At 45.3% G+C, this 21,181-nt stretch carries 24 protein-coding genes; 2 read left to right on the plus strand and 22 right to left on the minus strand.

The annotated features are described in order from the left end of the window. Positions 1-46: 46 nt before the first annotated feature. From LCY76_RS21685 to LCY76_RS21740, 12 genes are all read right to left on the minus strand, one after another. Entirely contained in the window at positions 47-874 is an 828-nt protein-coding gene (locus tag LCY76_RS21685; protein ID WP_248254403.1) for an MIP/aquaporin family protein, read from the minus strand. A gap of 227 nt (positions 875-1,101) precedes the next feature. Continuing rightward, positions 1,102-1,644 (minus strand): glycerol-3-phosphate responsive antiterminator, encoded by a 543-nt coding sequence (locus LCY76_RS21690; protein WP_053356479.1) that lies wholly within the window; start codon positions 1,642-1,644, stop codon positions 1,102-1,104. Positions 1,645-2,105: 461 nt separating this feature from the next. After that, positions 2,106-2,510: a F0F1 ATP synthase subunit epsilon gene (locus tag LCY76_RS21695; RefSeq protein ID WP_248254404.1), complete on the minus strand. Its 405-nt coding sequence runs from the start codon at positions 2,508-2,510 to the stop codon at positions 2,106-2,108. A gap of 22 nt (positions 2,511-2,532) precedes the next feature. Next, positions 2,533-3,921 carry a F0F1 ATP synthase subunit beta gene (gene atpD / locus LCY76_RS21700; protein WP_248254405.1) on the minus strand — a complete coding sequence of 463 codons (1,389 nt, stop codon included), beginning with the start codon at positions 3,919-3,921 and terminating at the stop codon, positions 2,533-2,535. Positions 3,922-3,984: 63 nt separating this feature from the next. Continuing rightward, complete coding sequence (gene atpG, locus LCY76_RS21705; RefSeq protein WP_156419071.1) at positions 3,985-4,848, minus strand: ATP synthase F1 subunit gamma; 864 nt, start codon at positions 4,846-4,848, stop codon at positions 3,985-3,987. Positions 4,849-5,057: 209 nt separating this feature from the next. Further along, positions 5,058-6,557: a F0F1 ATP synthase subunit alpha gene (gene atpA / locus LCY76_RS21710; RefSeq protein ID WP_053356476.1), complete on the minus strand. Its 1,500-nt coding sequence runs from the start codon at positions 6,555-6,557 to the stop codon at positions 5,058-5,060. A 19-nt stretch (positions 6,558-6,576) separates the two neighbouring features. Further along, positions 6,577-7,128 carry a F0F1 ATP synthase subunit delta gene (locus LCY76_RS21715; RefSeq protein WP_053356475.1) on the minus strand — a complete coding sequence of 184 codons (552 nt, stop codon included), beginning with the start codon at positions 7,126-7,128 and terminating at the stop codon, positions 6,577-6,579. Then, on the minus strand, positions 7,125-7,640 hold the full coding sequence (gene atpF, locus LCY76_RS21720; protein WP_248254406.1) for a F0F1 ATP synthase subunit B: 516 nt from the start codon (positions 7,638-7,640) through the stop codon (positions 7,125-7,127). Before atpF ends, LCY76_RS21715 begins: the two co-directional genes overlap by 4 nt. A 105-nt stretch (positions 7,641-7,745) precedes the next feature. Beyond that, positions 7,746-7,958, minus strand: a complete 213-nt coding sequence (gene atpE / locus LCY76_RS21725; RefSeq protein WP_053356474.1) for a F0F1 ATP synthase subunit C — start codon at positions 7,956-7,958, stop codon at positions 7,746-7,748. A gap of 82 nt (positions 7,959-8,040) precedes the next feature. After that, positions 8,041-8,751 carry a F0F1 ATP synthase subunit A gene (gene atpB, locus LCY76_RS21730; RefSeq protein ID WP_053356473.1) on the minus strand — a complete coding sequence of 237 codons (711 nt, stop codon included), beginning with the start codon at positions 8,749-8,751 and terminating at the stop codon, positions 8,041-8,043. A gap of 6 nt (positions 8,752-8,757) precedes the next feature. Then, the gene (locus LCY76_RS21735; protein ID WP_053356472.1) at positions 8,758-9,141 is read right to left on the minus strand and encodes an ATP synthase subunit I; all 384 of its coding nucleotides are present in this window, start codon (positions 9,139-9,141) and stop codon (positions 8,758-8,760) included. Then, positions 9,138-9,362 carry an AtpZ/AtpI family protein gene (locus LCY76_RS21740; protein ID WP_248254407.1) on the minus strand — a complete coding sequence of 75 codons (225 nt, stop codon included), beginning with the start codon at positions 9,360-9,362 and terminating at the stop codon, positions 9,138-9,140. The genes LCY76_RS21735 and LCY76_RS21740 overlap by 4 nt, the downstream gene beginning before the upstream one ends. Positions 9,363-9,683: 321 nt before the next feature. Here LCY76_RS21740 and LCY76_RS21745 point away from each other — a divergent pair, with 321 nt between their 5' ends. After that, positions 9,684-10,088: a DUF3889 domain-containing protein gene (locus tag LCY76_RS21745; protein WP_248254408.1), complete on the plus strand. Its 405-nt coding sequence runs from the start codon at positions 9,684-9,686 to the stop codon at positions 10,086-10,088. 416 nt (positions 10,089-10,504) lie between these two features. Here the strand turns inward: LCY76_RS21745 and upp are convergent, their stop codons facing one another. The 6 genes from upp to gnd form a co-directional block, all read right to left on the minus strand. After that, the gene (gene upp / locus LCY76_RS21750) at positions 10,505-11,134 is read right to left on the minus strand and encodes a uracil phosphoribosyltransferase (protein WP_248254409.1); all 630 of its coding nucleotides are present in this window, start codon (positions 11,132-11,134) and stop codon (positions 10,505-10,507) included. A 415-nt stretch (positions 11,135-11,549) separates the two neighbouring features. Further along, positions 11,550-11,951, minus strand: coding sequence for a disulfide oxidoreductase (locus LCY76_RS21755; protein WP_248254410.1), 402 nt, complete (start codon positions 11,949-11,951; stop codon positions 11,550-11,552). Between the two features lies 1 nt (position 11,952). Next, the gene (locus LCY76_RS21760) at positions 11,953-12,699 is read right to left on the minus strand and encodes a DsbA family protein (protein WP_248254411.1); all 747 of its coding nucleotides are present in this window, start codon (positions 12,697-12,699) and stop codon (positions 11,953-11,955) included. Positions 12,700-13,197: 498 nt separating this feature from the next. Further along, positions 13,198-14,433 (minus strand): serine hydroxymethyltransferase, encoded by a 1,236-nt coding sequence (glyA, locus tag LCY76_RS21765; RefSeq protein ID WP_062238307.1) that lies wholly within the window; start codon positions 14,431-14,433, stop codon positions 13,198-13,200. 389 nt (positions 14,434-14,822) lie between these two features. Beyond that, positions 14,823-16,370, minus strand: coding sequence for a gluconokinase (gene gntK / locus LCY76_RS21770; protein ID WP_248254412.1), 1,548 nt, complete (start codon positions 16,368-16,370; stop codon positions 14,823-14,825). A 126-nt stretch (positions 16,371-16,496) separates the two neighbouring features. After that, positions 16,497-17,393 (minus strand): phosphogluconate dehydrogenase (NAD(+)-dependent, decarboxylating), encoded by an 897-nt coding sequence (gene gnd, locus LCY76_RS21775; RefSeq protein WP_053356463.1) that lies wholly within the window; start codon positions 17,391-17,393, stop codon positions 16,497-16,499. A gap of 156 nt (positions 17,394-17,549) precedes the next feature. Here gnd and LCY76_RS21780 point away from each other — a divergent pair, with 156 nt between their 5' ends. Beyond that, positions 17,550-18,398 (plus strand): MurR/RpiR family transcriptional regulator, encoded by an 849-nt coding sequence (locus LCY76_RS21780; protein ID WP_248254413.1) that lies wholly within the window; start codon positions 17,550-17,552, stop codon positions 18,396-18,398. A gap of 218 nt (positions 18,399-18,616) precedes the next feature. On the opposite strand, the gene LCY76_RS21785 is transcribed toward LCY76_RS21780, so the two are convergent. From LCY76_RS21785 to LCY76_RS21800, 4 genes are all read right to left on the minus strand, one after another. Further along, a complete protein-coding gene (locus LCY76_RS21785) occupies positions 18,617-19,189 on the minus strand; it encodes a TIGR01440 family protein (protein WP_248254414.1) in 573 nt (190 codons plus the stop codon). A 78-nt stretch (positions 19,190-19,267) separates the two neighbouring features. After that, a complete protein-coding gene (gene rpiB / locus LCY76_RS21790) occupies positions 19,268-19,717 on the minus strand; it encodes a ribose 5-phosphate isomerase B (RefSeq protein ID WP_053356459.1) in 450 nt (149 codons plus the stop codon). Between the two features lie 99 nt (positions 19,718-19,816). Continuing rightward, positions 19,817-20,434, minus strand: a complete 618-nt coding sequence (locus LCY76_RS21795; protein ID WP_248254415.1) for a low molecular weight protein arginine phosphatase — start codon at positions 20,432-20,434, stop codon at positions 19,817-19,819. Positions 20,435-20,521: 87 nt separating this feature from the next. Continuing rightward, a complete protein-coding gene (locus tag LCY76_RS21800) occupies positions 20,522-21,079 on the minus strand; it encodes a manganese efflux pump MntP (protein ID WP_248254416.1) in 558 nt (185 codons plus the stop codon). Between the last annotated feature and the right edge of the window lie 102 nt (positions 21,080-21,181).

Genomic DNA, 21,181 nt, shown 5'->3' on the forward strand with positions numbered 1-21,181 from the left:
AAATGAACTGGTTTTTATGCTGTTATAGTTTGATTTTTTTTGTGTGTTAGTTCTTTATTCTCTCACCGTGTCTGAGCCCTTGTGTACCGCTCTTGCCGGCAAGATGAGCCGCTGCAAATATCAATGCCGATAATACGGTCCAGCTCCAAAAGAAAGCGGTTACCCTGCCTTCGAACACTGCTTGATAAAATAATGCGCCGAAAACACCGCCTAAAATCGGGCCGACAACAGGAATCCAGGCATACTTCCAGTTAGATCCTCCTTTGCCGCTGATCGGCAAAAAGAAATGTGCCAGTCTCGGCCCAAGGTCACGTGCCGGGTTAATCGCATATCCGGTCGGTCCTCCGAGAGACAATCCAATCGCTACAATCAGGAAACCGACGATCAAGGGATTTAATCCTTCTGTAAATTTATTCGCTCCAATAGACAAAAGTCCTACCAGTAAAACAGCTGTTCCAATAAACTCACTTAAAAGGTTCGATAATGTATGTGGAATTGCAGGGTCCGTAGAAAAAACGCCAAGTTTCACAGCTGGATCCTCTGTCTGTTCCCAGTGAGGCAGAAATTGAAAATAAACAATAATTCCGCCGAGGAAACCACCAAGCATCTGTGCAGCAATATACCCTGGAACCTGTGACCAGCTAAATTCTCCGATGGCTGCCATACCTAAAGTTACCGCTGGATTTAAATGTGCACCGCTGAACTTACCGACAGCGTATACAGCCATCGATACAGCAAGACCCCAGCCAAGAGCTACAACAATCCACCCTCCGCCTTCTGCCTTGGATTTCTTTAAGCTAACATTGGCAACAACACCGCCACCAAAAATAATTAAAATCATTGTTCCGATAATTTCTCCGAGTATCGGTGACATCCTTCAACACTCCTTTCCCAATTAGACAAGAGAATGGAAAATTTCTCTTAGCCTGCCTCATTAATGACATTTGGCGAAAAAAAAGACCAGCAAAAATATCCCTTAAATTATTGTAAGGGCTTCTGCTGATCTCCGATTCTCCATCAAATTATTAACTTGTCTAATATTTAATCATAGCTTGAAAACGCTGTCAATGGGTAAGGATATGGAAAATTCATGCATCACCTTTACCAGAGTTCCTTATCGGAAGTGGTCACCGCCACTGCCCCTCCTTGAATCGCCAGATCGATCTCTTCTTTTGTCCGGATCAATCCGCCTGCAAACACAGGAATACCCGTTTTTTCATGAACTTCTTTGATGATGTTCGGCATCAATCCAGGCAAGACTTCGATAAAATCAGGCTGTGTCTTCCCGATAATTTTATAGCTTGTTTCCAGTGCGATGGAATCAAGCAAAAATAACCGCTGTATGGCGGTTACACCTTTCTTTTTTGCCGTCGCAATAACATTTGATCGTGTTGAAATGATGCCAGCCGGCTTGATTTCCTGGCAGATAAATTCCGCAGCATATTCATCTGCTTTTAAACCATTGATCAAATCCGCATGGACAAATAGCTTTTTATTGGCCTGGCCGGCAATTTTCACCATACTTTTCAACTGAGCAATGTGGCTGTCGAGAATGACGATGTATGTATACTCGCTGTTCAGTAACTGCTCAAGTTCCTTCCATTTGCGAACAGCCGGTAATATGGTTTGATTTCTAAAGCTCATTTGTTTTTCCTCCAACATGCGGGTTTCCCTTATTATATACTTTTTCGTAAAAAAAAGGCTGTTATCGTAAAAGTGGTTGATTTCTGTTTCAGGATGCTCGCTTTCCACGGGGCGAAGCTTAACCCTTTCCGGCGCCAGCGCCTACTTTCTCGGCGCATGGCGCCTGCGGGGTCTCACCTGTCCCGCAGGACATGGAAGGCTTCGGCAGCGTTATATCGCACGAAGAAAATGTGAAATTCATTTTCGAGGAGTCTCGCACCTTGCATTCCAATCATCTTGTCAATGAAGGCATTTTACAAAAATGTTCCCAAACCAACAATCTTTTAAAAAGAGCCAAAAAAAAGAAAACAGCTTAGTATCCGCGCTGAGGAAAGTTGCAAATCTAGTTAAAGCGGCACGGAAAACTTTTAATAAAAAAGAGAAGCCTCCCCGGCCAAAGCCAGGGAGGCTTCTTACTTTGTTTATCTGCGGCTCGCGATTTCAATACGGTTGACCGCACGCCGAAGAGCAAGCTCTGCTCTTTTGTGGTCGATATCGTTTTGATTCGTTGCTGCCAGACGGCGCTCAGCACGCTCTTTAGCCGCTTGAGCTCGTTCCATTTCAATCTCGCTGGCTAGTTCAGCGGATTGAGCAAGAACCGTTACTTTTTCAGGCCGGACTTCGATAAATCCACCGCTAACGGCCACGTAAAGTGTTTTTCCATCCTGGTGCACGCGAACTGCACTGATGGTTAAAGGAGCAACCAACGGAATATGTCCAGGCAAGACACCAAGCTCTCCGCTTTTTGCTTTTGCGCTGACCATTTCTGCCATTCCTTCAAACACAGGACCATCAGGGGTGACTACACTTACTTCTAACGTTTTCATTTCGTCTTACCCCCTTATAGGTTTAGACCATTGTCTTTGCTTTTTCAATAACATCTTCAATAGAACCTACAAGACGGAATGCATCTTCCGGAAGGTCGTCGTGCTTGCCTTCAAGGATCTCTTTGAATCCTTTGATGGTTTCTTTAACAGGAACATAAGATCCTTTTTGTCCGGTAAACTGCTCAGCAACGTGGAAGTTTTGAGATAAGAAGAATTGGATACGGCGTGCACGCTGTACAATCAATTTATCTTCTTCAGATAACTCGTCCATACCAAGGATTGCGATAATATCTTGTAATTCTTTATAGCGCTGCAATGTTTGCTGAACTTGGCGTGCTACATTGTAGTGTTCTTCCCCAACAACTTCAGGAGTAAGCCCGCGTGAAGTAGAAGCCAATGGATCTACCGCAGGATAAATACCCATTGCAGTCAATTTACGCTCAAGGTTAGTTGTTGCATCCAAGTGGGCAAACGCTGTTGCCGGAGCCGGGTCAGTATAGTCATCCGCAGGTACATAGATCGCCTGGATGGATGTTACGGAACCTTTTTTCGTGGATGTAATACGCTCTTGCAATTGGCCCATTTCTGTTGCAAGTGTAGGCTGGTAACCTACTGCTGATGGCATACGGCCAAGAAGGGCAGATACTTCAGAACCTGCTTGCGTGAAACGGAAAATGTTGTCAACGAAGAACAGTACGTCCTGGCCTTCTTCGTCACGGAAATATTCAGCCATAGTCAACCCGGAAAGTGCTACACGCGCACGTGCTCCAGGAGGCTCATTCATCTGGCCGAATACCATCGCTGTTTTCTTGATAACACCAGAATCGGTCATTTCGTGGAAAAGGTCATTTCCTTCACGAGTACGCTCACCAACACCAGCAAATACGGAAAGACCGCCATGCTCTTGTGCGATGTTGTTGATCAATTCCTGGATAAGTACGGTTTTACCTACACCCGCACCTCCGAAAAGACCGATCTTACCACCCTTAACATAAGGAGCGATAAGGTCAACGACTTTAATACCAGTTTCAAGGATTTCAGTGCGTGTTGTAAGGTTTTCGAAAGTAGGTGCTCCGCGGTGAATCGGATCACGGCGAACATCAGCAGGAACCGGCTCTCCAAGGTCAATGTGGTCGCCAAGCACGTTAAATACGCGGCCAAGTGTCACGTTTCCTACAGGAACGGAGATCGGTTTGCCTGTATCATTGATTGCCATTCCACGTACAAGACCGTCAGTAGAATCCATTGCGATTGTACGGACAGTGTTGTCACCAAGGTGAAGGGCTACTTCTAGAGTTAATTGAACGCCTTCAGCGTCAACAGTTAATGCATTCAAAAGTTCCGGAAGACTGTCATCAAATTTAACGTCAACAACAGGTCCGAGAATCTGAGTTATATAACCTTTATTCATCGTTTCCCCTCCTAACTTCTGGCACTGGTTTGTGCCGGCATGCCTGAATGAGGCATAAAAAATCTATTCGAGTGCCGCAACCCCGCCGACAATCTCGGTAATTTCCTGAGTGATGGCTGCTTGACGTTCACGGTTATACGTAAGCGTAAACTGGCCGATCAATTCGTTCGCATTGTCAGTTGCATTTCTCATTGCTGTCATACGAGAAGCATGCTCTGCTGCTTTAGCGTCCAATAACGCTCCGTAGATCAAGCTTTCAGCATACTGTGGAAGCAAGACTTCAAGAATTTCTTCTTCAGAAGGCTCGTACTCGTAGGAAGCAGTTGAGGTGCTCGCTCCATCAAAGTCAGTCAGCGGAAGGACTTTCTTTTCCGTTAGTTCTGACTGGATGGCACTGACGAAATGATTATAGTACATGTAAAGCTCGTCGAATGTTTCGTTAGCATACAGATTGACTGCTTTGCTCGCGATCGCTTTAATGTCTGCAAAAGATGGCTGGTCAGCCAGACCGGTAATGCTGTCCAAGACCGGCATGCTGCGGCTCTTAAAGAAGTTAAGGCCTACCTTACCTACAACGATGATCGCATATTCATCAGGAGACTGATGGCGCTCTTTAATCGTACGGAAAACGTGACGAAGAACGTTGGAGTTATAGGCACCTGCCAAACCGCGGTCTGCTGTGATGACAAAGTATCCCGTCTTTTTCACAGGGCGGCTCAAAAGCATAGGATGGCGTGCACTCTTGCTTCCTGAAGCAATGCTGGAAACAACCTCCTGGATTTTATCCATATAAGGAACAAATCGTTTGGCGTTTTGCTCAGCACGGTTCAAGGCAGCAGCGGATACCATCTCCATTGCTTTTGTAATCTGCATTGTCTTTTTTGTTGCATCGATTCTAGCTTTAATATCTCGTAATGCCACTCGTATTCACCACCTTTTATTTAAGCTGGTTGCAGGATGCATGGGAGCATCCTGCGCAGTTATCTATTAAAAACATTTCGTTACTGTTAGCACTGGATCTAGCTTCAGTGCTCAGGTCCTCGAGGTCGCTTCACTCTCACTCCGCAACACAAAACGCGTGTTGCTGTGTGAGAGTTCCAGCGCTTGTCGGACCTAAGCGAGCACTTCAGCTTTTCTTATGCAAAAACTTTTTTAAACGCTTTGATCGCGTTGTCCAGATCGTCGCCTTCTGGAAGTTTTCCAGTCGTTTTGATTTGGTCAAGAACGTCTTTAGTGTTTGTTTCCATGTATGCATGAAGCTCTTCTTCAAAGCGAGTTACATCCTCAACAGCTACATCGTCAAGATATCCTCTTGTTAATGCAAAAAGGCTGGCAACTTGAAGTTCTACGCGAAGAGGTTTGTGAAGTCCTTGTTTAAGTACTTCTACTGTACGAGCACCACGGTTAAGTTTCGCTTGAGTCGCTTTGTCCAGATCCGAACCGAACTGAGCAAATGCTTCAAGCTCACGGAAAGAAGCAAGGTCAAGACGAAGGGTACCGGATACTTTGCTCATCGCTTTAATTTGAGCTGATCCCCCTACACGGGATACAGAGATACCTGCGTTGATCGCCGGACGCACACCAGAGAAGAACAGGTCAGACTGCAAGAAGATCTGTCCGTCTGTAATGGAGATAACGTTTGTCGGGATATAAGCAGATACGTCACTCGCTTGCGTTTCGATGAAAGGAAGTGCGGTAATAGAACCTCCGCCTAATTCATCGTTTAATTTCGCAGCACGTTCTAAAAGGCGTGAGTGAAGGTAGAAAACATCCCCTGGATAAGCTTCGCGGCCTGGAGGACGGCGAAGAAGCAAGGAAAGCTCACGGTATGCTGCTGCCTGTTTTGAAAGATCATCATAAACGATCAATACGTGTTTTCCGTCCCACATGAACTCTTCAGCCATGGATACACCGGCATACGGCGCCAAGAAAAGAAGAGGTGCAGGTTGGGAAGCACCAGCAGAAACAACGATCGTGTAATCGAGAGCACCATGCTCGCGAAGAGTTTCAACAACACCAGCAACGGTGGACTCTTTTTGTCCGATCGCAACATAGATACAAATCATGTCCTGATCTTTTTGGTTGATGATCGTATCGATGGCTACAGCTGTTTTACCAGTTTGGCGGTCACCGATGATCAGCTCACGCTGTCCGCGTCCGATTGGAACGAGGGCATCGATCGCTTTGATTCCTGTTTGAAGCGGCTCATGTACAGACTTACGAGCCATTACTCCAGGAGCTTTTTGCTCGATCGGGCGTGTTTTCACTGTTTCTACCGGCCCTTTACCATCAATAGGAAGGCCAAGCGGGTTAACAACACGTCCTAAAAGTTCCGGTCCTACAGGAACTTCCATGATGCGTCCTGTACGTTTAACCTCGTCTCCTTCACGGATCTCCTGGTAAGGTCCGAGAATGATGATACCTACGTTGTTTTCTTCAAGGTTCTGGGCCATACCCATAACACCGTTAGAAAATTCAACAAGCTCACCAGCCATAACATTATCCAATCCATGCGCACGGGCAATACCGTCACCGACTTGAATAACTGTACCGACATCGTTAACTTCGATTTCAGACTGATAGTTTTCAATCTGTTTTTTTATTAAAGCACTGATTTCTTCAGCTTTAATGCTCATGAATTTCACCCCTATCTTTTTAGCCTTGCGTAGCGGCTAATTGACGTTCAATACGCTCTAGTTTCCCGCGGACACTTCCGTCAAAAATACGGTTGCCGATGCGGATTCTTACGCCCCCCACGAGGCTTTGGTCAATAATATTTTCAATGCGCAGCCGCTGCTTGCCTACTCGTTTCGCGAACGTTTCCTCAAGCTGGCGTTTTTCATCTTCAGATAACAAACGGACAGAGTAAACAGTTGCATCAGCAATGCCGCGCGATTCATTTGCTAATCCAATGAATTGGCTGGCCATCTCAGTGATCAAACCTTGGCGGTTGCGGTCGATGAGCAGGAATACTGTGTTCAGGACCGGTGCTGAAATGTCCGTGCCAATGCTGTCTTTTACGATTTGTTTTTTCTGCTGTACAGAAATTTTCGGGTGGTTTAAAATCTTTTCGATATCATGGTTTTGTTCCATGATGCTTTTTACGAGGCGAAGCTCAGCTTCTGCCTTATCAAGATTTTCTTGCCCTACTACTTCAAAAAGCGCTGATGCGTAACGTTTTGCAATTACAGTAAGATCTTTGCTCATCTAGCTTCGCCTGCCTCTTGAAGATAATCCTGGATTAACTTCTCCTGGCTGCGCTCATCTAGTTCTTTCGCAATGACTTTAGAAGCAATCATAACGGATAGAGAAGCGACTTCATTACGGAGAGTAGCCACAGCTTTTTCTCTTTCACTGGCAATGTCAGCAAGTGCTTCTTCTTTCACACGGTTGGCTTCGCCGCGGGCGGCCTGAATGATGGCTTCTCCTTGGACTTCACCTTGTTTTTTCGCATTTTCAATGATAGCTCTTGCTTCTTCACGCGCTTTTTTTAATTCTTGAATTTGTGCAGCGAGATGCTGTTCCGCTTCTTTGCGGCTCGTTTCTGCTGCTTCGATTTCATTCGTTATATAAGATTGACGCTCTTTCATGATGCCCATCAATGGACCCCATGCATACTTGCGTAACAAGAGCATTAAGATTATGAATGCTAGTAACTGGAAGAGAATATCTCCGCCGTTAACACCACCGGTTGCAGCACCTAAGATTAAGGATTGCACGGTATTTCCTCCCTTCAATAGGTCATACATAAGGAATGGCGAAGAAAAGTTCCAGTTTTGAAACATGCTTCGCCATTATTGAGATCTTTTTAAATCTTGCTGCTATTACTTTCCAAGAACGATAAATGCAATAACAACGCCGATGATAGGAAGTGCTTCAACTAACGCAACCCCGATAAACATTGTTGTTTGAAGCGTACCGCGTAGTTCTGGCTGACGAGCGATCCCCTCAACTGTACGTCCTACGATAAGACCGTTACCAATACCTGCACCTAGTGCTGCTAGACCGATTGCAATTGCTGCTGCAATAAGATTCATTTTTGTATTACTCCCTTCTATTCCCCTGTAAATTTTATTTTTTTGTTCCCGGCTTTTGGGCAAGAAACGGAAATTATATTAATTAATGGTCATCTGCCACTTTATGGGCAAGATAAACCATTGTTAACATGGTAAAGATAAATGCCTGAATGGCACCTACGAAAACCGAGAACCCTTGCCATACTATCAATGGGAAGATTCCCAGAATACCAGCAAAGATACCTTGGTGTGAGAGACCTACGAGTAGGCCGAGAAGAATTTCACCGGCATAGATGTTACCGTAAAGCCGGAGACCCAACGTAAGTGTGTTTGCGAATTCCTCGATCAGCTTTAATGGGAAGAAAAGCTTGAAAGGTTTGAAGAATTCTGATCCATATGCTTTCGCACCCTTTAACTTCACTCCATAATAATGGCTTAAAACCACTACCATAACAGCGAGCGTTAATGTGATCGTTGGATCTGCTGTCGGGGACTTCCACCATAATTCATGGCCAAAGGCTACTGCAAACGGCAGTCCCAGCATATTGGAGACAAAAATATACATAAGCAGCGTGAGCCCTAAAGTAAGAAAGCGCCCGCCGGTATGCCAATCCATAGTGCTATTAATGATTCCTTTTACAAAGTCCACTACCCATTCGAGGAAGTTTTGCAATCCGCCCGGTCTCATCGACAAGGCACGGGTAGCAAGTACAGCAATCAGGAAAACAATAAGTGATGAAACTGTAATCATCAGTACGTTAGACAGGTTAAATTGCAAACCCATAAACGTATGTATCGGAGCTTCGTGTTCCACCTGTGTTCACCTCTTTTCCTTTGGAGTACGTATGGTTTTAGTTAGTGAATCTATTAACATGATAATATAGACCGTCATCAATCCAATTACCACACTTAACAAATTGAAGAATTGCGGGTATCTCATGGCAATTAGCACCGCGAGACCTCCCATGAGAAGCCTTGATAATGAACCCATTGTCCTGACTTTCTGCTGGTTAATGACTGCTTGTCCGAGCCGCTCGATCCTGGAGTACATGCTCCAGAGATTGAATAGACTGAACAGGGTGCCGAATGATAAACCGAGGAAGATGGATTTGTAGGATGTTACTCCGTATCCGAGGACAAAAAAAGAGAGCATAAAGAGTGTATACTTTATGTATCTTCTGTAGGTCATGGTGTACTCGGTCATTTGCGTTCTTCTCCTGATTGGTTGGATAATAAACGGATCATGCCATAAACGCCGGCTCCAAGCCCTAGAAACAAGCCAATAATGAGGAACAAAGGACTTGTTCCTGTGAAGCGATCCAGCCACATTCCGCCGAAAAGCCCAAGCAATATACCTCCAACTAGTGTTGACAGTATACCTGACATTAATGCCATTGCTTTATAAGGTCGTTTTCCGGTGCTCATCGCATGGACTCCTTCCGAAATAAAAGTAAGATGTTCAAAATATTAGGAAACGCGCTTGTAACCTAGTATGAAAACCTTACCATATTCCCTTTGTAAGAATACAATAGCGGTACCCCGGTGTCAACGCAATTAGGGGTGAAATATCATATAAATTGTGGAAAATCTGTCACAATTCCTATATGTTTATTCAAATGCTCTATAATATTGCTTTTCCCTAGGAAAATCGCGGTATATTACACAATATTAAATGTTCATTCATGTATAAAATTCAGGTTTTTGCAGACACTTTTGAGTGATATCGAATTACGAGGAGGCTATCACTTGAAACTTACTAGAACAGGATTTTTATTTGCTTTCTTTTTGATGATTTTAGGGGCATGCATGAACAATGCAAACGACCGGAAAAATAATGTGGAACCCCATCAGACCGGTTACTACGAAGACCAGAACCGGAACAACAGGGTCAACATATCAACCGAGCCCATGCGGCAGGATTACGCAAAGTGGGGGAAAATCGCCCTTGAACGGACAAAAGAGAAGTATCCGAACAGCTCGATCAGCGACTATCAGTACGATACTCGCCGCGTCAATGCTGACGGAACCGTCATTGATTTCTTTGACTTCATCGTAACCGAGAACAATGTTGAAAAAGACATTAAAGTAAAAGTTCTCCATAACCCGGACAACGGAAAGCTTATTTCCGTAGGGTTTGAGGAGATTAGTTGATTGGAGAAGGATTGGAAACGCCCCTTTCGCTCATTCTGAAGTGATCAGGATGAGCGGAGGGGCGTTTTCATGTAAAAGGGATGATTTTACTATATTTTTTGTTAAGAGGAGGCACTTGTTTTTTTAAAAAAAGGCAAAGTGATAGAAAATCCTGATTTCTTTACTTATTTACTCAAAAAGAAGCCCTATTTAATCACCATAATGCATCAACAACCTGTTTATTTTCAAATTTTGATTTTTATGTTCAAAAACGATGATTTTATTTTCAATAAATCATATTTATGTTCAAAAAATCTCTTTTTATTTTCAAATCGTTTATACCCGACATATTTCGACGCGATTCGCTACATTCATTTCATTTCAACATACAAAAAAAGAAGCATCGGAGGCTTCCGCCGGTGCTTCTTCAACATCACTTATTTTGTTCCGAAAAGACGATCCCCTGCATCACCAAGACCAGGAACGATATAGCCGTGGTCATTGAGTTTCTCATCAAGGGCTGCCAAATAGATGTCCACTTCAGGATGGTCTTTGTGGATCAATTCGATTCCTTCAGGAGCAGCAACGAGACACATCAACTTAATGTTTTTCGCACCGCGGTTCTTGAGGGAAGTAATAGCTGCAGCAGCTGAACCGCCAGTTGCCAGCATCGGATCAATTACAATAAAGTCGCGCTCTTCCACATCGGATGGAAGCTTAACATAGTATTCAACAGGCAATAGTGTTTCCGGATCGCGATATAGACCTACATGCCCAACTTTCGCTGCTGGAATCAATTTTAAGATGCCATCTACCATTCCAAGACCAGCACGGAGAATCGGTACAAGCCCCAGCTTTTTCCCGGCAATTACATTCATTTGTGCTTCAGCTACCGGAGTTTGAATGGTAACCTCCTCAAGCGGAAGATCCCGCGTGATTTCAAAAGCCATCAACCCCGCTACTTCATCCACAAGCTCACGAAATTCCTTTGTTCCTGTTTCAACGTCACGAATATGTGTTAATTTATGCTGTATCAATGGATGATCCAGAACAAAAACATTACCCATCCTGCTACCTCTCCTTTTTCACAACGGGCTTGTCCACCCGAGCTTTTTCTTTGCACATAACCTCTTCCGCATTTTACAGAAAAAGAGGAGCCACTTCAAGGATTAAAAAGCTTCCAATTCGAAAAACATGAGGCTGTCCAATATGTCTATAACACTGAAAGGTGCTGTCTATCTGGAAGTAGTTGATCTCCGTTCCAGGCTGCTCGCTTTCCGCGCGGGGCGTGCGCTGAACCCCTCGGCGCAAGCGCCTGCGGGTTTCACCTGTCACGCGCGTCCCGCTGGAGTCTCACACCTTACACTCCAATCAACTTGTCAATGGAGATTGTATTGCAAGTAATGACTCCACAATCAAAATTTTCTAAAAGGAGCTGCCAGAAGGTCAGTTTATGACTTTCTGGCAGCTGCGGCAAGACGGTTATCCTTTTCTGCTCATTACGATCATGCTCACTGTAATGATCACAAAGGCTGTGAAGGCGAGCATCGGGATCGTGATAAAGCCAAGCCAGTTGATATAATCCTGCGAACAAGGCACACCTGATGTGCATACTTCAAATTCCTGCAATGCCGGAATCTTTTGCAGCGCGATGTGATAGCCTGACACAAATATACCTAAAACAGAGAGAGGCAGCACATAACGGGCAATTCTGCTGTCCTGATGGTAGAAAGCCACACCGAGAAATACGGCGAGCGGGTACATCAGGATCCTCTGGTACCAGCAAAATGTACACGGAACGTAATGCATGACCTCACTGAAGTAAAGTGAGCCGATGACCGCGATGATGGCCGTCAGCCAGCTCAGCAACAAAGGCTTGTTCATCTTACTTCTTCCCTTTCGCTGCTTCTTCTACTTGTTTCTTAAAGTCTCCGTACGTGCTTCCTGTAAACTTTTTGCCGTTTACAAAGAGTGTCGGAGTAGAGTCCACGTTTAGCTTGCTTACGAGTGCCTCATCCTTCTTTACGTCCTCATCATGATTCGAGCTGCTGAATGCCTTTTTCACTTTGGCTGCATCTTTTTCAGACGTCGCTTCTGCCAGCGTCTTCACCAGAAAGTCCTCTTTAAAGATATCCCGGTGTTCGTCTTCTGGGTCTGAGGGCTGCTTTTTATATAAGAGCTCGTGGAACTTCCAAAAGCTGTCGTTGCCTAGTTCCGCATACACGGTTTCCGCAAACTGTGCCGATCGCCTTGAATCTACGTTGATGAACGGGTAGTTGATAAAATAAAACTTTATTTTGCCTGTTTTAATCAGGTCTTTATCAACTTCAGGGAAAAATGACATGTTGAAGTTTTTGCAGATCGGGCATTTATAATCCCCAAATTCAATAACCTTCACATCAGCAGATTGATCCCCTAAGTAAGGCTGCCCTTTATAATCAATCGAGACACTTTGATTCGAGTCTTTCCCCTTGTCCCCCGGATTGCCCACAAATAAGACGACAATGATACCTAACGCAATAATACCGATGAACCAGAAAATCCAGCTTGATGATTTTTGGTTTTTGTTTCGGACATAGTTTTTCGTCTGAGACTTTGCCTTGCTCTTTCCTTTTGGTTTTTGTTTAGCCATCTTTTCACCTCTACTACCTTAAATTTATATACTAACTATTCAATCACAGATCAATTCTCCTTAAGAGTATACAAGTTTTCTGCAATTTACAAATGAACATTCTCTTAACTTTACAGAATTTAAGCGAGGTGTGATTGAACCGCCAGCTATCACACCTCCCGCTTTTGAGGTAAAAGACTTGAGGGTTCCTTTAAAGCGATGGGAAATTCTTAAAGATAGGCTGTTTTCGTAACCTTTATTGCTTTTTGGGGTGGTCGATTTCCGTTTCAGGCTGCTCGCTTTCCGCGGGGCGTGCGCTGAGCCTCCTCGGCGCATGCGCCTGCGTAGTCTCACCTGCCACGCTTCCCCCGCAGGAGTCTCGCACCTTACACTCCAATCAACTTGTCAATGAAGGGTATTTCCAAAAATGTTCCCAAAGTAACAATCTTTTAGAAAAGAGCCCTAAGATAAAAAAAAAGACGCCCTCTGCAGGACGCCTTTGTAAAAACAATTCTTTTCTTACTCGTACAGCTTATACTTCCCGGCAAGAGCAGCTACACGCTCGCTTGCTTCCTTCAATGCTTCTTCACCTTCAGGATTTTTAACAACAAGCGCGATCAGGGATGCAATTTCATCCATGTCTTCAAGTCCGAAGCCACGGGATGTAACAGCAGCAGTACCGATACGGATTCCGCTTGTTACAAACGGGCTTTCAGTATCGAATGGAATCGTGTTTTTGTTTACGGTAATACCGACATCATCCAATGCTTTTTCAGCAATCTTGCCCGTAATGCCGAGCTTGCTTACGTCAATCAGGATCAAATGATTGTCCGTGCCATCGGACACAAGCGTGATTCCTTCTTTTTTAAGAGAATCAGCCAGCCTTTTTGCGTTATCAATGATTTGTCCGGCATACGTTTTAAAGTCTTCGCTTAATGCTTCGCCAAATGCGACAGCTTTAGCTGCAATTACATGCATAAGGGGTCCACCCTGGATTCCAGGGAAAATGGATTTATCAATTTTCTTGGCAAACTCTTCTTTACAGAAAATCATTCCGCCGCGAGGGCCGCGCAATGTTTTATGCGTAGTTGTTGTTACAAAATCAGCGTAAGGAACCGGATTCTCATGAAGCCCCGCTGCCACAAGCCCAGCGATATGCGCCATGTCTACCATGAGATACGCTCCTGCTTCATCGGCAATCTCACGGAACTTTTTGAAATCAATAGCTCTTGGATAGGCACTCGCACCAGCCACGATCACTTTCGGCTTATGCTCAAGCGCTTTTTGGCGGACATCCTCATAGTTGATGAGATGAGTTTCTTTGTCCACCCCATACTCTACAAAATTGTACAAAACGCCGGAAAAGTTAACCGGGCTTCCGTGAGTCAAATGCCCTCCGTGTGATAGATTCATTCCGAGGACAGTGTCACCTGGCTCCAATACGGTAAAATACACAGCCATATTCGCCTGTGCACCGGAATGAGGCTGAACGTTGACATGTTCCGCTCCAAAGATTTTCTTGGCACGGTCTCTTGCTAAATCCTCAGCTACGTCAACATATTCGCATCCTCCGTAATAACGGCGTCCAGGATATCCTTCCGCGTACTTGTTGGTCAGTACGGATCCTTGAGCCTCCATTACCGCTTGACTTACAAAGTTTTCTGATGCAATAAGCTCAATCTTATTCCGCTGACGGCCTAGTTCGTCCTGTATAGCAGCAAAAACTTCTTGATCTTGAACAGCTAGCTTTTCCAAGTGTGCGCATCCCCTTCGTGTAAAAGTCCTTAATTCAAACCCATTGTAACATAGCCTTCCGGGGATTTGTTACGTCTCTTTTAATTTAAAAAAGAGTAGCCGCTTCCATTTTTTCAGGTAAGTAGGAGCTGTCCAATAAGCCGTTAGCAAGCATAGAAACAGGATGTCTATCTGGCAGCAGTTAATTTCCGTTCCAGGCTGCTCGCTTTCCGCGGGGCGTGCGCTGAACCCCTCGGCGCTTGCGCCTGTGGGTTCCACCTGTCACGCTCATCCCGCGGGAGTCTCGCACCTTCCACTCCAATCAACTAATCAAAGAAGATGCCTTTCTAAACAAAGGAGCTGCCAGAAGGTCAGTTTACTATGACTTTCTGGACAGCTCCTCCTTACGGTTATTGTTCGAGCCTTTTTCTTTGGAAATCGGCAATCTGTTTATACTCATCCTCCAGGCTGCGTGAGACGGATAGGAAGATGGACATCAGCTCCTGATACGTATCGACGTTTTCAGGGTTTGGCTTGTGCTGATGCGTGCTGCCGACCATTTCGGATACGATGGAGAAATCATCAATTTCTTCTAATGCATACAATCCAAGGATGACCGCCCCGAGACAAGAGCTTTCGAAACTCTCAGGAATCGTCACATCTTGATTGAAGATGTCAGCCATCATCTGCCGCCAAAGAGCAGAACGGGCAAACCCGCCAGTCGCCTGCACCCCTTTTGGAATCCCGATTAATTCCTGAAGAGCGAGCAAGACACTGTAAAGGTTGAAAATAACCCCTTCGAGCACCGCCCGGATCATATGCTCTTTTTTATGGTAAAGAGCAAGCCCAAAGAATGAGCCGCGCGCATTGGCGTTCCAGAGCGGCGCCCGTTCTCCTGCCATGTACGGGTGAAATAAAAGCCCGTCGGCTCCGGGAGAGACCTTTTTTGCGATCTCAGTCAGCATCTCGTAAGGATCGACTCCAAGGCGCTTTGCCGTTTCTGCCTCAGCAGCACCGAACTGGTCTCTGACCCATCGAAACGTCATGCCGCCGTTGTTTACAGGTCCCCCGATCACCCAATGTTTATCCGTCAGCGCATAACAGAACGTCCGGCCTTTCTGGTCGGTGATCGGCTTGTCACTGACCGTACGGATGGCACCGCTTGTCCCGATCGTAACGGCAACAACACCCGGTTCAATTGCGTTAACACCAAGATTGGAAAGCACGCCGTCACTGGCTCCGATAATAAACGGAGTTTCCGTGCGTATGCCCAGTTTTTCGGCAAGTTCTGGCGCAAGCCCTTTCACAACATGGGTAGTCGGAACAAGCGTGGAAAGTTTTTCACTCGTAATGCCGGCAATGCTCAATGCTTCCTCATCCCATTCCAGCTTTTCAAGGTTCATCATTCCTGTTGACGATGCGATGGAATAGTCGATAAGAAACTCTCCGAAAAGCTTGTAAAACACATACTCTTTGATCCCGATAAACTTATGTGCAAGCGTATAGGCTTCATTCAGTTCATGCTTCATCCAGAGAAGCTTTGACAGCGGCGACATCGGGTGGATTGGTGTACCTGTTCTTAAGTAAACTTCATGGCCGTTCAGTTCTTCCTTAATTTTTTCGGCATAGGAAGCACTTCTGTTATCCGCCCACGTGATACTCTTCGTCAGTGCATTCCCCTTGGCATCCACTGCAATGACACTGTGCATCGCTGAACTGAATGAGATCAGCTCAAGATCATCTGGAGAAACGAGACTCTTTGCCATATTTAGTTTAATACAGGAAAATACGGCTCTCAGAATTTCTTCCGGCTCCTGCTCTGCAGTAGAAGGCGTTGGACTTAGCAGCGGATAGCCCACTGTATGCTGAGAAATGACAGCTCCTTTTCGGTCAAATATCACTGCTTTCGTACTCGTTGTCCCGATGTCCACACCCATCAAGTACTTTTTTGAATCCATACCTATCATCCTTTCCGATCTTACACTTGCCTGTCTATAGCTTAGTATGTAACGAAGTCCGTTTGAAATTACATGATAAAAAGAGAGGGTGACACTATTAGAATAAGTCACCCCCTTTGCTTGAAATTATTTTTTTACCACTGCATGCCCGCCGAATTCATTGCGAAGAGCAGCTACTACCTTGCCTGTGAACGTATCGTCCTCAAGTGAACGGTAGCGCATCATGAGGGAAAGAGCGATAACCGGTGCTGGAACTTGAAGGTCCAGGGCAGCTTCCACTGTCCATTTTCCTTCTCCAGAAGAGTTCATCACCCCTTTAATGCCTTCAAGCTTAGGATCTTTGGAGAATGCGTTCTGAGTCAGCTCCATGAGCCAAGAGCGGACAACTGAACCGTGGTTCCACATTTTCGCAACGGCTTCATAGTCATAATCAAACTGGCTTTTCTCAAGAACTTCGAATCCTTCAGCGATCGCCTGCATCATACCGTACTCGATGCCGTTATGAACCATTTTCAAGAAATGTCCGCTTCCGACTTTTCCTGTATAGAGGTAGCCGTTTTCCACGGAAAGATCTTTGAAAATCGGTTCGATGATTTCAAATACTTCAGGCTCTGCACCGATCATTGTACAAGCACCGTTTCGTGCTCCGTCAGTGCCTCCGCTTGTCCCTACATCGACAAAGTGAAGCTCTTTTTCTTTTAACTCTTCTGCACGTCGCAGTGTATCTTTATAGTTGGAGTTTCCGCCGTCGATCACAATATCTCCAGGCTCCAGTACGTTTTTCAGTTCAGCAAGAACATCTTCCGTTATGTTTCCCGCAGGTACCATCATCCAAACCACACGCGGTGTGCTTAGTCCGCTGACTAGTTCTTTGATCGATTCAACGCCTGTTGCTCCATCGTTCGTAATATTTTTCACCTGTTCTTTGTTCACGTCTGTCGCTACTACCTCATGGTTGTGGTCGAGCAGATTAAGAACAAGATTGTAACCCATTTTACCAAGGCCGATCATTCCGATTTGCATATATAAATGCCCCTTTCAAACAAACCATGATTACGGTTTGTGAAAATTTTTTTCTTCCATCGCTATTATATACTAAAATTTTTTCCGTTTACAAGAAAATAAATTTCATATTATGATAGAGCCAAACGTCACGGTACAAAGAAAGGAAGAACGAACATGGCAGCTTCAAACTGTTTATCCAAAATTCGCTCTTCTTATGGCATATTAAGCGAAAAAGAAAAAAAGATTGCTGACTTTATATTGGAGGATCCTCAAAATATCATCCACTCGAGCATTAATGAAGTGGCTGATCATTTGGAGGTAGCGGATGCGACGGTCTTCCGGTTTTGTAAAAGGCTGGGCTTCAAGGGATTTCAAGCATTAAAAATTGCACTTGCCTCTGATATTGTCGGCCCGCTTCAGGATATCCATGAGACCATACTAGAAAGCGACACACCTGCCCAGATCGCCGAAAAAGTATTTCAATCCAACATCGGCACACTCGAAGATACCCGGCAGATGCTGGATGAAAAAAGTTTTCAGGCGGCTGTCGATTGCCTGCTCGCCGCTCAAAAGATCGAATTCTACGGAAACGGCGGATCAGGCATCATCGCTATGGACGCTCATCATAAATTTATCCGTACCGGCAAACCAAGCATCGCTTATACCGATACGCACTTTCAGCTGATGTCTGCTTCCCAGCTGACGGAGCGGGATGTGGCTCTCTTTATCTCCCATTCCGGAACAAATAAGGATTTGCTGCACGTCATGAGGGTGGCGAAAGAGAACGGCTGCCGCACCATCTCGCTTACCGATTATGCAAAGTCTCCGCTCAGTGAGAAGGCTGATATTTCCCTGCATACGATCTCGAGGGAGACTGAATTCCGGTCTGAAGCACTCTCTTCCCGGATTGCACAGCTCAGTATTATCGATGCACTCTATGTGAATGTGATGATGGCTGGCAAGGAAGAATCAAAAAAATCGCTGCAGCGCATGCGGTCGGCGATTTCGGAGAAGAAGTTCTAACAGGAAACTTCAGAGGGGAAGAGTTACTTGCGGAATTGATGCTTTTACTTGCGGTTCGACATGGTTTACTTGCGGAAACTCTGCGTTTACTTGCGAAAATCGCCCACTTACTTGCAAAAATGCTTCAAATACTTGCAAAACCCATCATTTTCATAAAAAACCACCCGCCCCAGCACAAAAAAAACCGCCCTTCTACAGGCGGTTTTTTTCTTTATCTATTAAAAGCAGCGGATGTCTTCCTTGGATGGATATACTGCACGCTCTCCGCCAATCAGCTTTGGCCTTGTTTTGGCGAGGGTAACGTGGGCTTCCCCGATGCTTTTTACTTCCGTTCTTACGGGTACAGCAACATGCTTCAGATGCATGCCGATAAAGGTATCCCCGATATCAATTCCGGCATCTGCTTTAATGTATTCGACGACGACTGGATCATTTAGATGATGGAAGGCATAGGTGGCGAGTGCGCCGCCTGCCGAACGCGCAGGCACAACACGGACTTCTTCATATCGAAGCCTGTCAGCGATTTCCCGCTCCATCACAAGTGCTCTGTTCAAATGCTCACAGCATTGAAAGGCAAGAACGACCTGACTTTCTTCCTGAAAGGTTTTTACCCCGTTATAAAGAGCTTGAGCCGCTTCCATCGTTCCGGAAGTGCCAATTTTCCCTCCGGTTACTTCACTTGTACTGGCCCCTACGACCAGCAGCTGTCCAGGCTTTAACTGGGCCTGTTTTTGTAAATCAGATAGTGCATGAAAGACCTGCTTCTCAACAGTTTGCAGCTGGTCACTCATTGGTTGAATCGTCCCTTCTTTTGAGGTGAGAATCAGCGTCCAGCCTCTTCTGTCACCCTTTCGTTGCGGTACTTCCGCCTATTTTGCACCCTGCGCTTCATAATCAGAAATTTTTCCGACTCGTTTGCTGTGGCGGCCGCCTTCATATTCTGTCGTCAGCCATACCTTTGCAATTTCCAAAGCCAGTCCAGGTCCGATGACCCGTTCACCCATCGCCAGCACGTTGCTGTCATTGTGCAGGCGTGTCGCTTTGGCGCTGAACAAATCGTGCACAAGGGCACAGCGGATTCCTTTTACTTTGTTTGCCGCTATACTCATACCTATTCCCGTACCGCAGATTAATATGCCCCGATCAGCCTCTCCGCTTGCCACCATTTCCGCTACGGGAATGGCGTAATCCGGATAATCTACCGAGGTGCTGCATTCACAGCCCATATCTTTTACATCCATGCCCATCTCCTGCATCATGCTCACAATTTCCTGACGAAGCTCTACTCCTGCATGGTCTGAACCAATCGCTACTCTCATCTGATCCTCCTGTATATTTCCGTATTCTACTTCAATTTTAAATCGATTTTTACATTGTTTCAACCGGTGATAACGGAAATATGAAGAGGCCATCTCTGTTTAAATCTTTTTTATGAGTTTTTCAATGAGGCTTTCAAGCTCGGCTCTTGTCTCGCGATAAAGATCGATACTTCCGCCAAACGGGTCAATGATGTCCAGGGACGGCAAGCTTTTTTCCAGCGAGATGATTTTTTCTTTGAAAGGCTGAATATCAGCTTCAAATTTCTCCTGAACCGCTTGCTTGTCATTAGTATCGGCCTGATCCCATTTATTTTTATAGAAAGCTCTTATTGTTTCAATTTCAGCATACGCCTGATGAAGCTCTGAAAGCTGCTTTTCATAGTCATCGTTCTGATAGATGTATTCTTTAAGTGTGTATGCTTTCTCCACAGCCTCCGGATATTGATGGCAAACCGTATGTTTATGGCTTTCTGTCATCGTCAGGACAAGGTCGGCCCAACGGACAAGTGTTTCAGTCAAGGGTTTGGATTCATGTTTGAATGGGATGCCTTTTTCCGACATCGCCGTCACCGCATGGGTACTCGCCCCTGACCCCTCTGCGGCAAAGACGCCAGCTGACCTTACTTCAACTTTTCCCTTTCCCAGGTATTTAAGCAATGCAGCCGCCATCGGACTTCGGCACGTATTTCCTGTACAGACAAATAAGATCTTTTTCATGATTTCCCACCCTCAGCTTCAATGTCTTTATTTACAAGTATAAAAAAAGATTGGCTCAGTGCCAATCGTTCATTTATTGTTCCAGCATTATAAGGGAAGCAGGAGCTTGATCCCAAAAGCAAGCAGAATCAATCCGCCGAGCGCTTCACTGTAGGATCCGAGCCACTTTTGAACTTTTCTGCCCATCATCAGACCTCCCCATGTCAACAGCATGCTCATGATTCCGAACATGAATATGGTGAGAAACGTACGGGCTCCGTAAATTCCCAGACTTAGTCCAACAGAGAAACTATCCAGGCTGGCGCTCACAGCAAAAAGCAGCAGACCAAACCCGACAGGATTCACAAACGGCTCATTCTCAGGCTTGAAGGAAGAACGAATCATCTGCAAACCAAGAAGGAGCAGCAAACAACCGCCGATGATGACTGCAATACCCCCAAAGTGAGAAGAAATCTGCTTGCCAAGCAATAGTCCTGCAAGAGGCATCCCAATATGAAACAGTCCGATGACTACTCCTATTTTCACAATCTGCCTCAGCCTTAATTGCAGCATTCCCATGCCGATCCCAATAGAAAAAGCATCCATACCAAGAGCAAAAGACATGAGCCACAGCGTCAGCCATTCACCGATTGTTACGACGTCCATTCACTTTCCCCCTAACTCCGCTAGTACAACCTTATGCAGGTCCGCCATTGATTAGAATCGGCGTTTCCGTCCCTCGAAAAAACCAAATATAAAGCAATTTTC

Source organism: Fictibacillus marinisediminis (assembly GCF_023149135.1).
Taxonomy (GTDB): Bacteria; Bacillota; Bacilli; order Bacillales; family Fictibacillaceae; genus Fictibacillus_C; species Fictibacillus_C marinisediminis.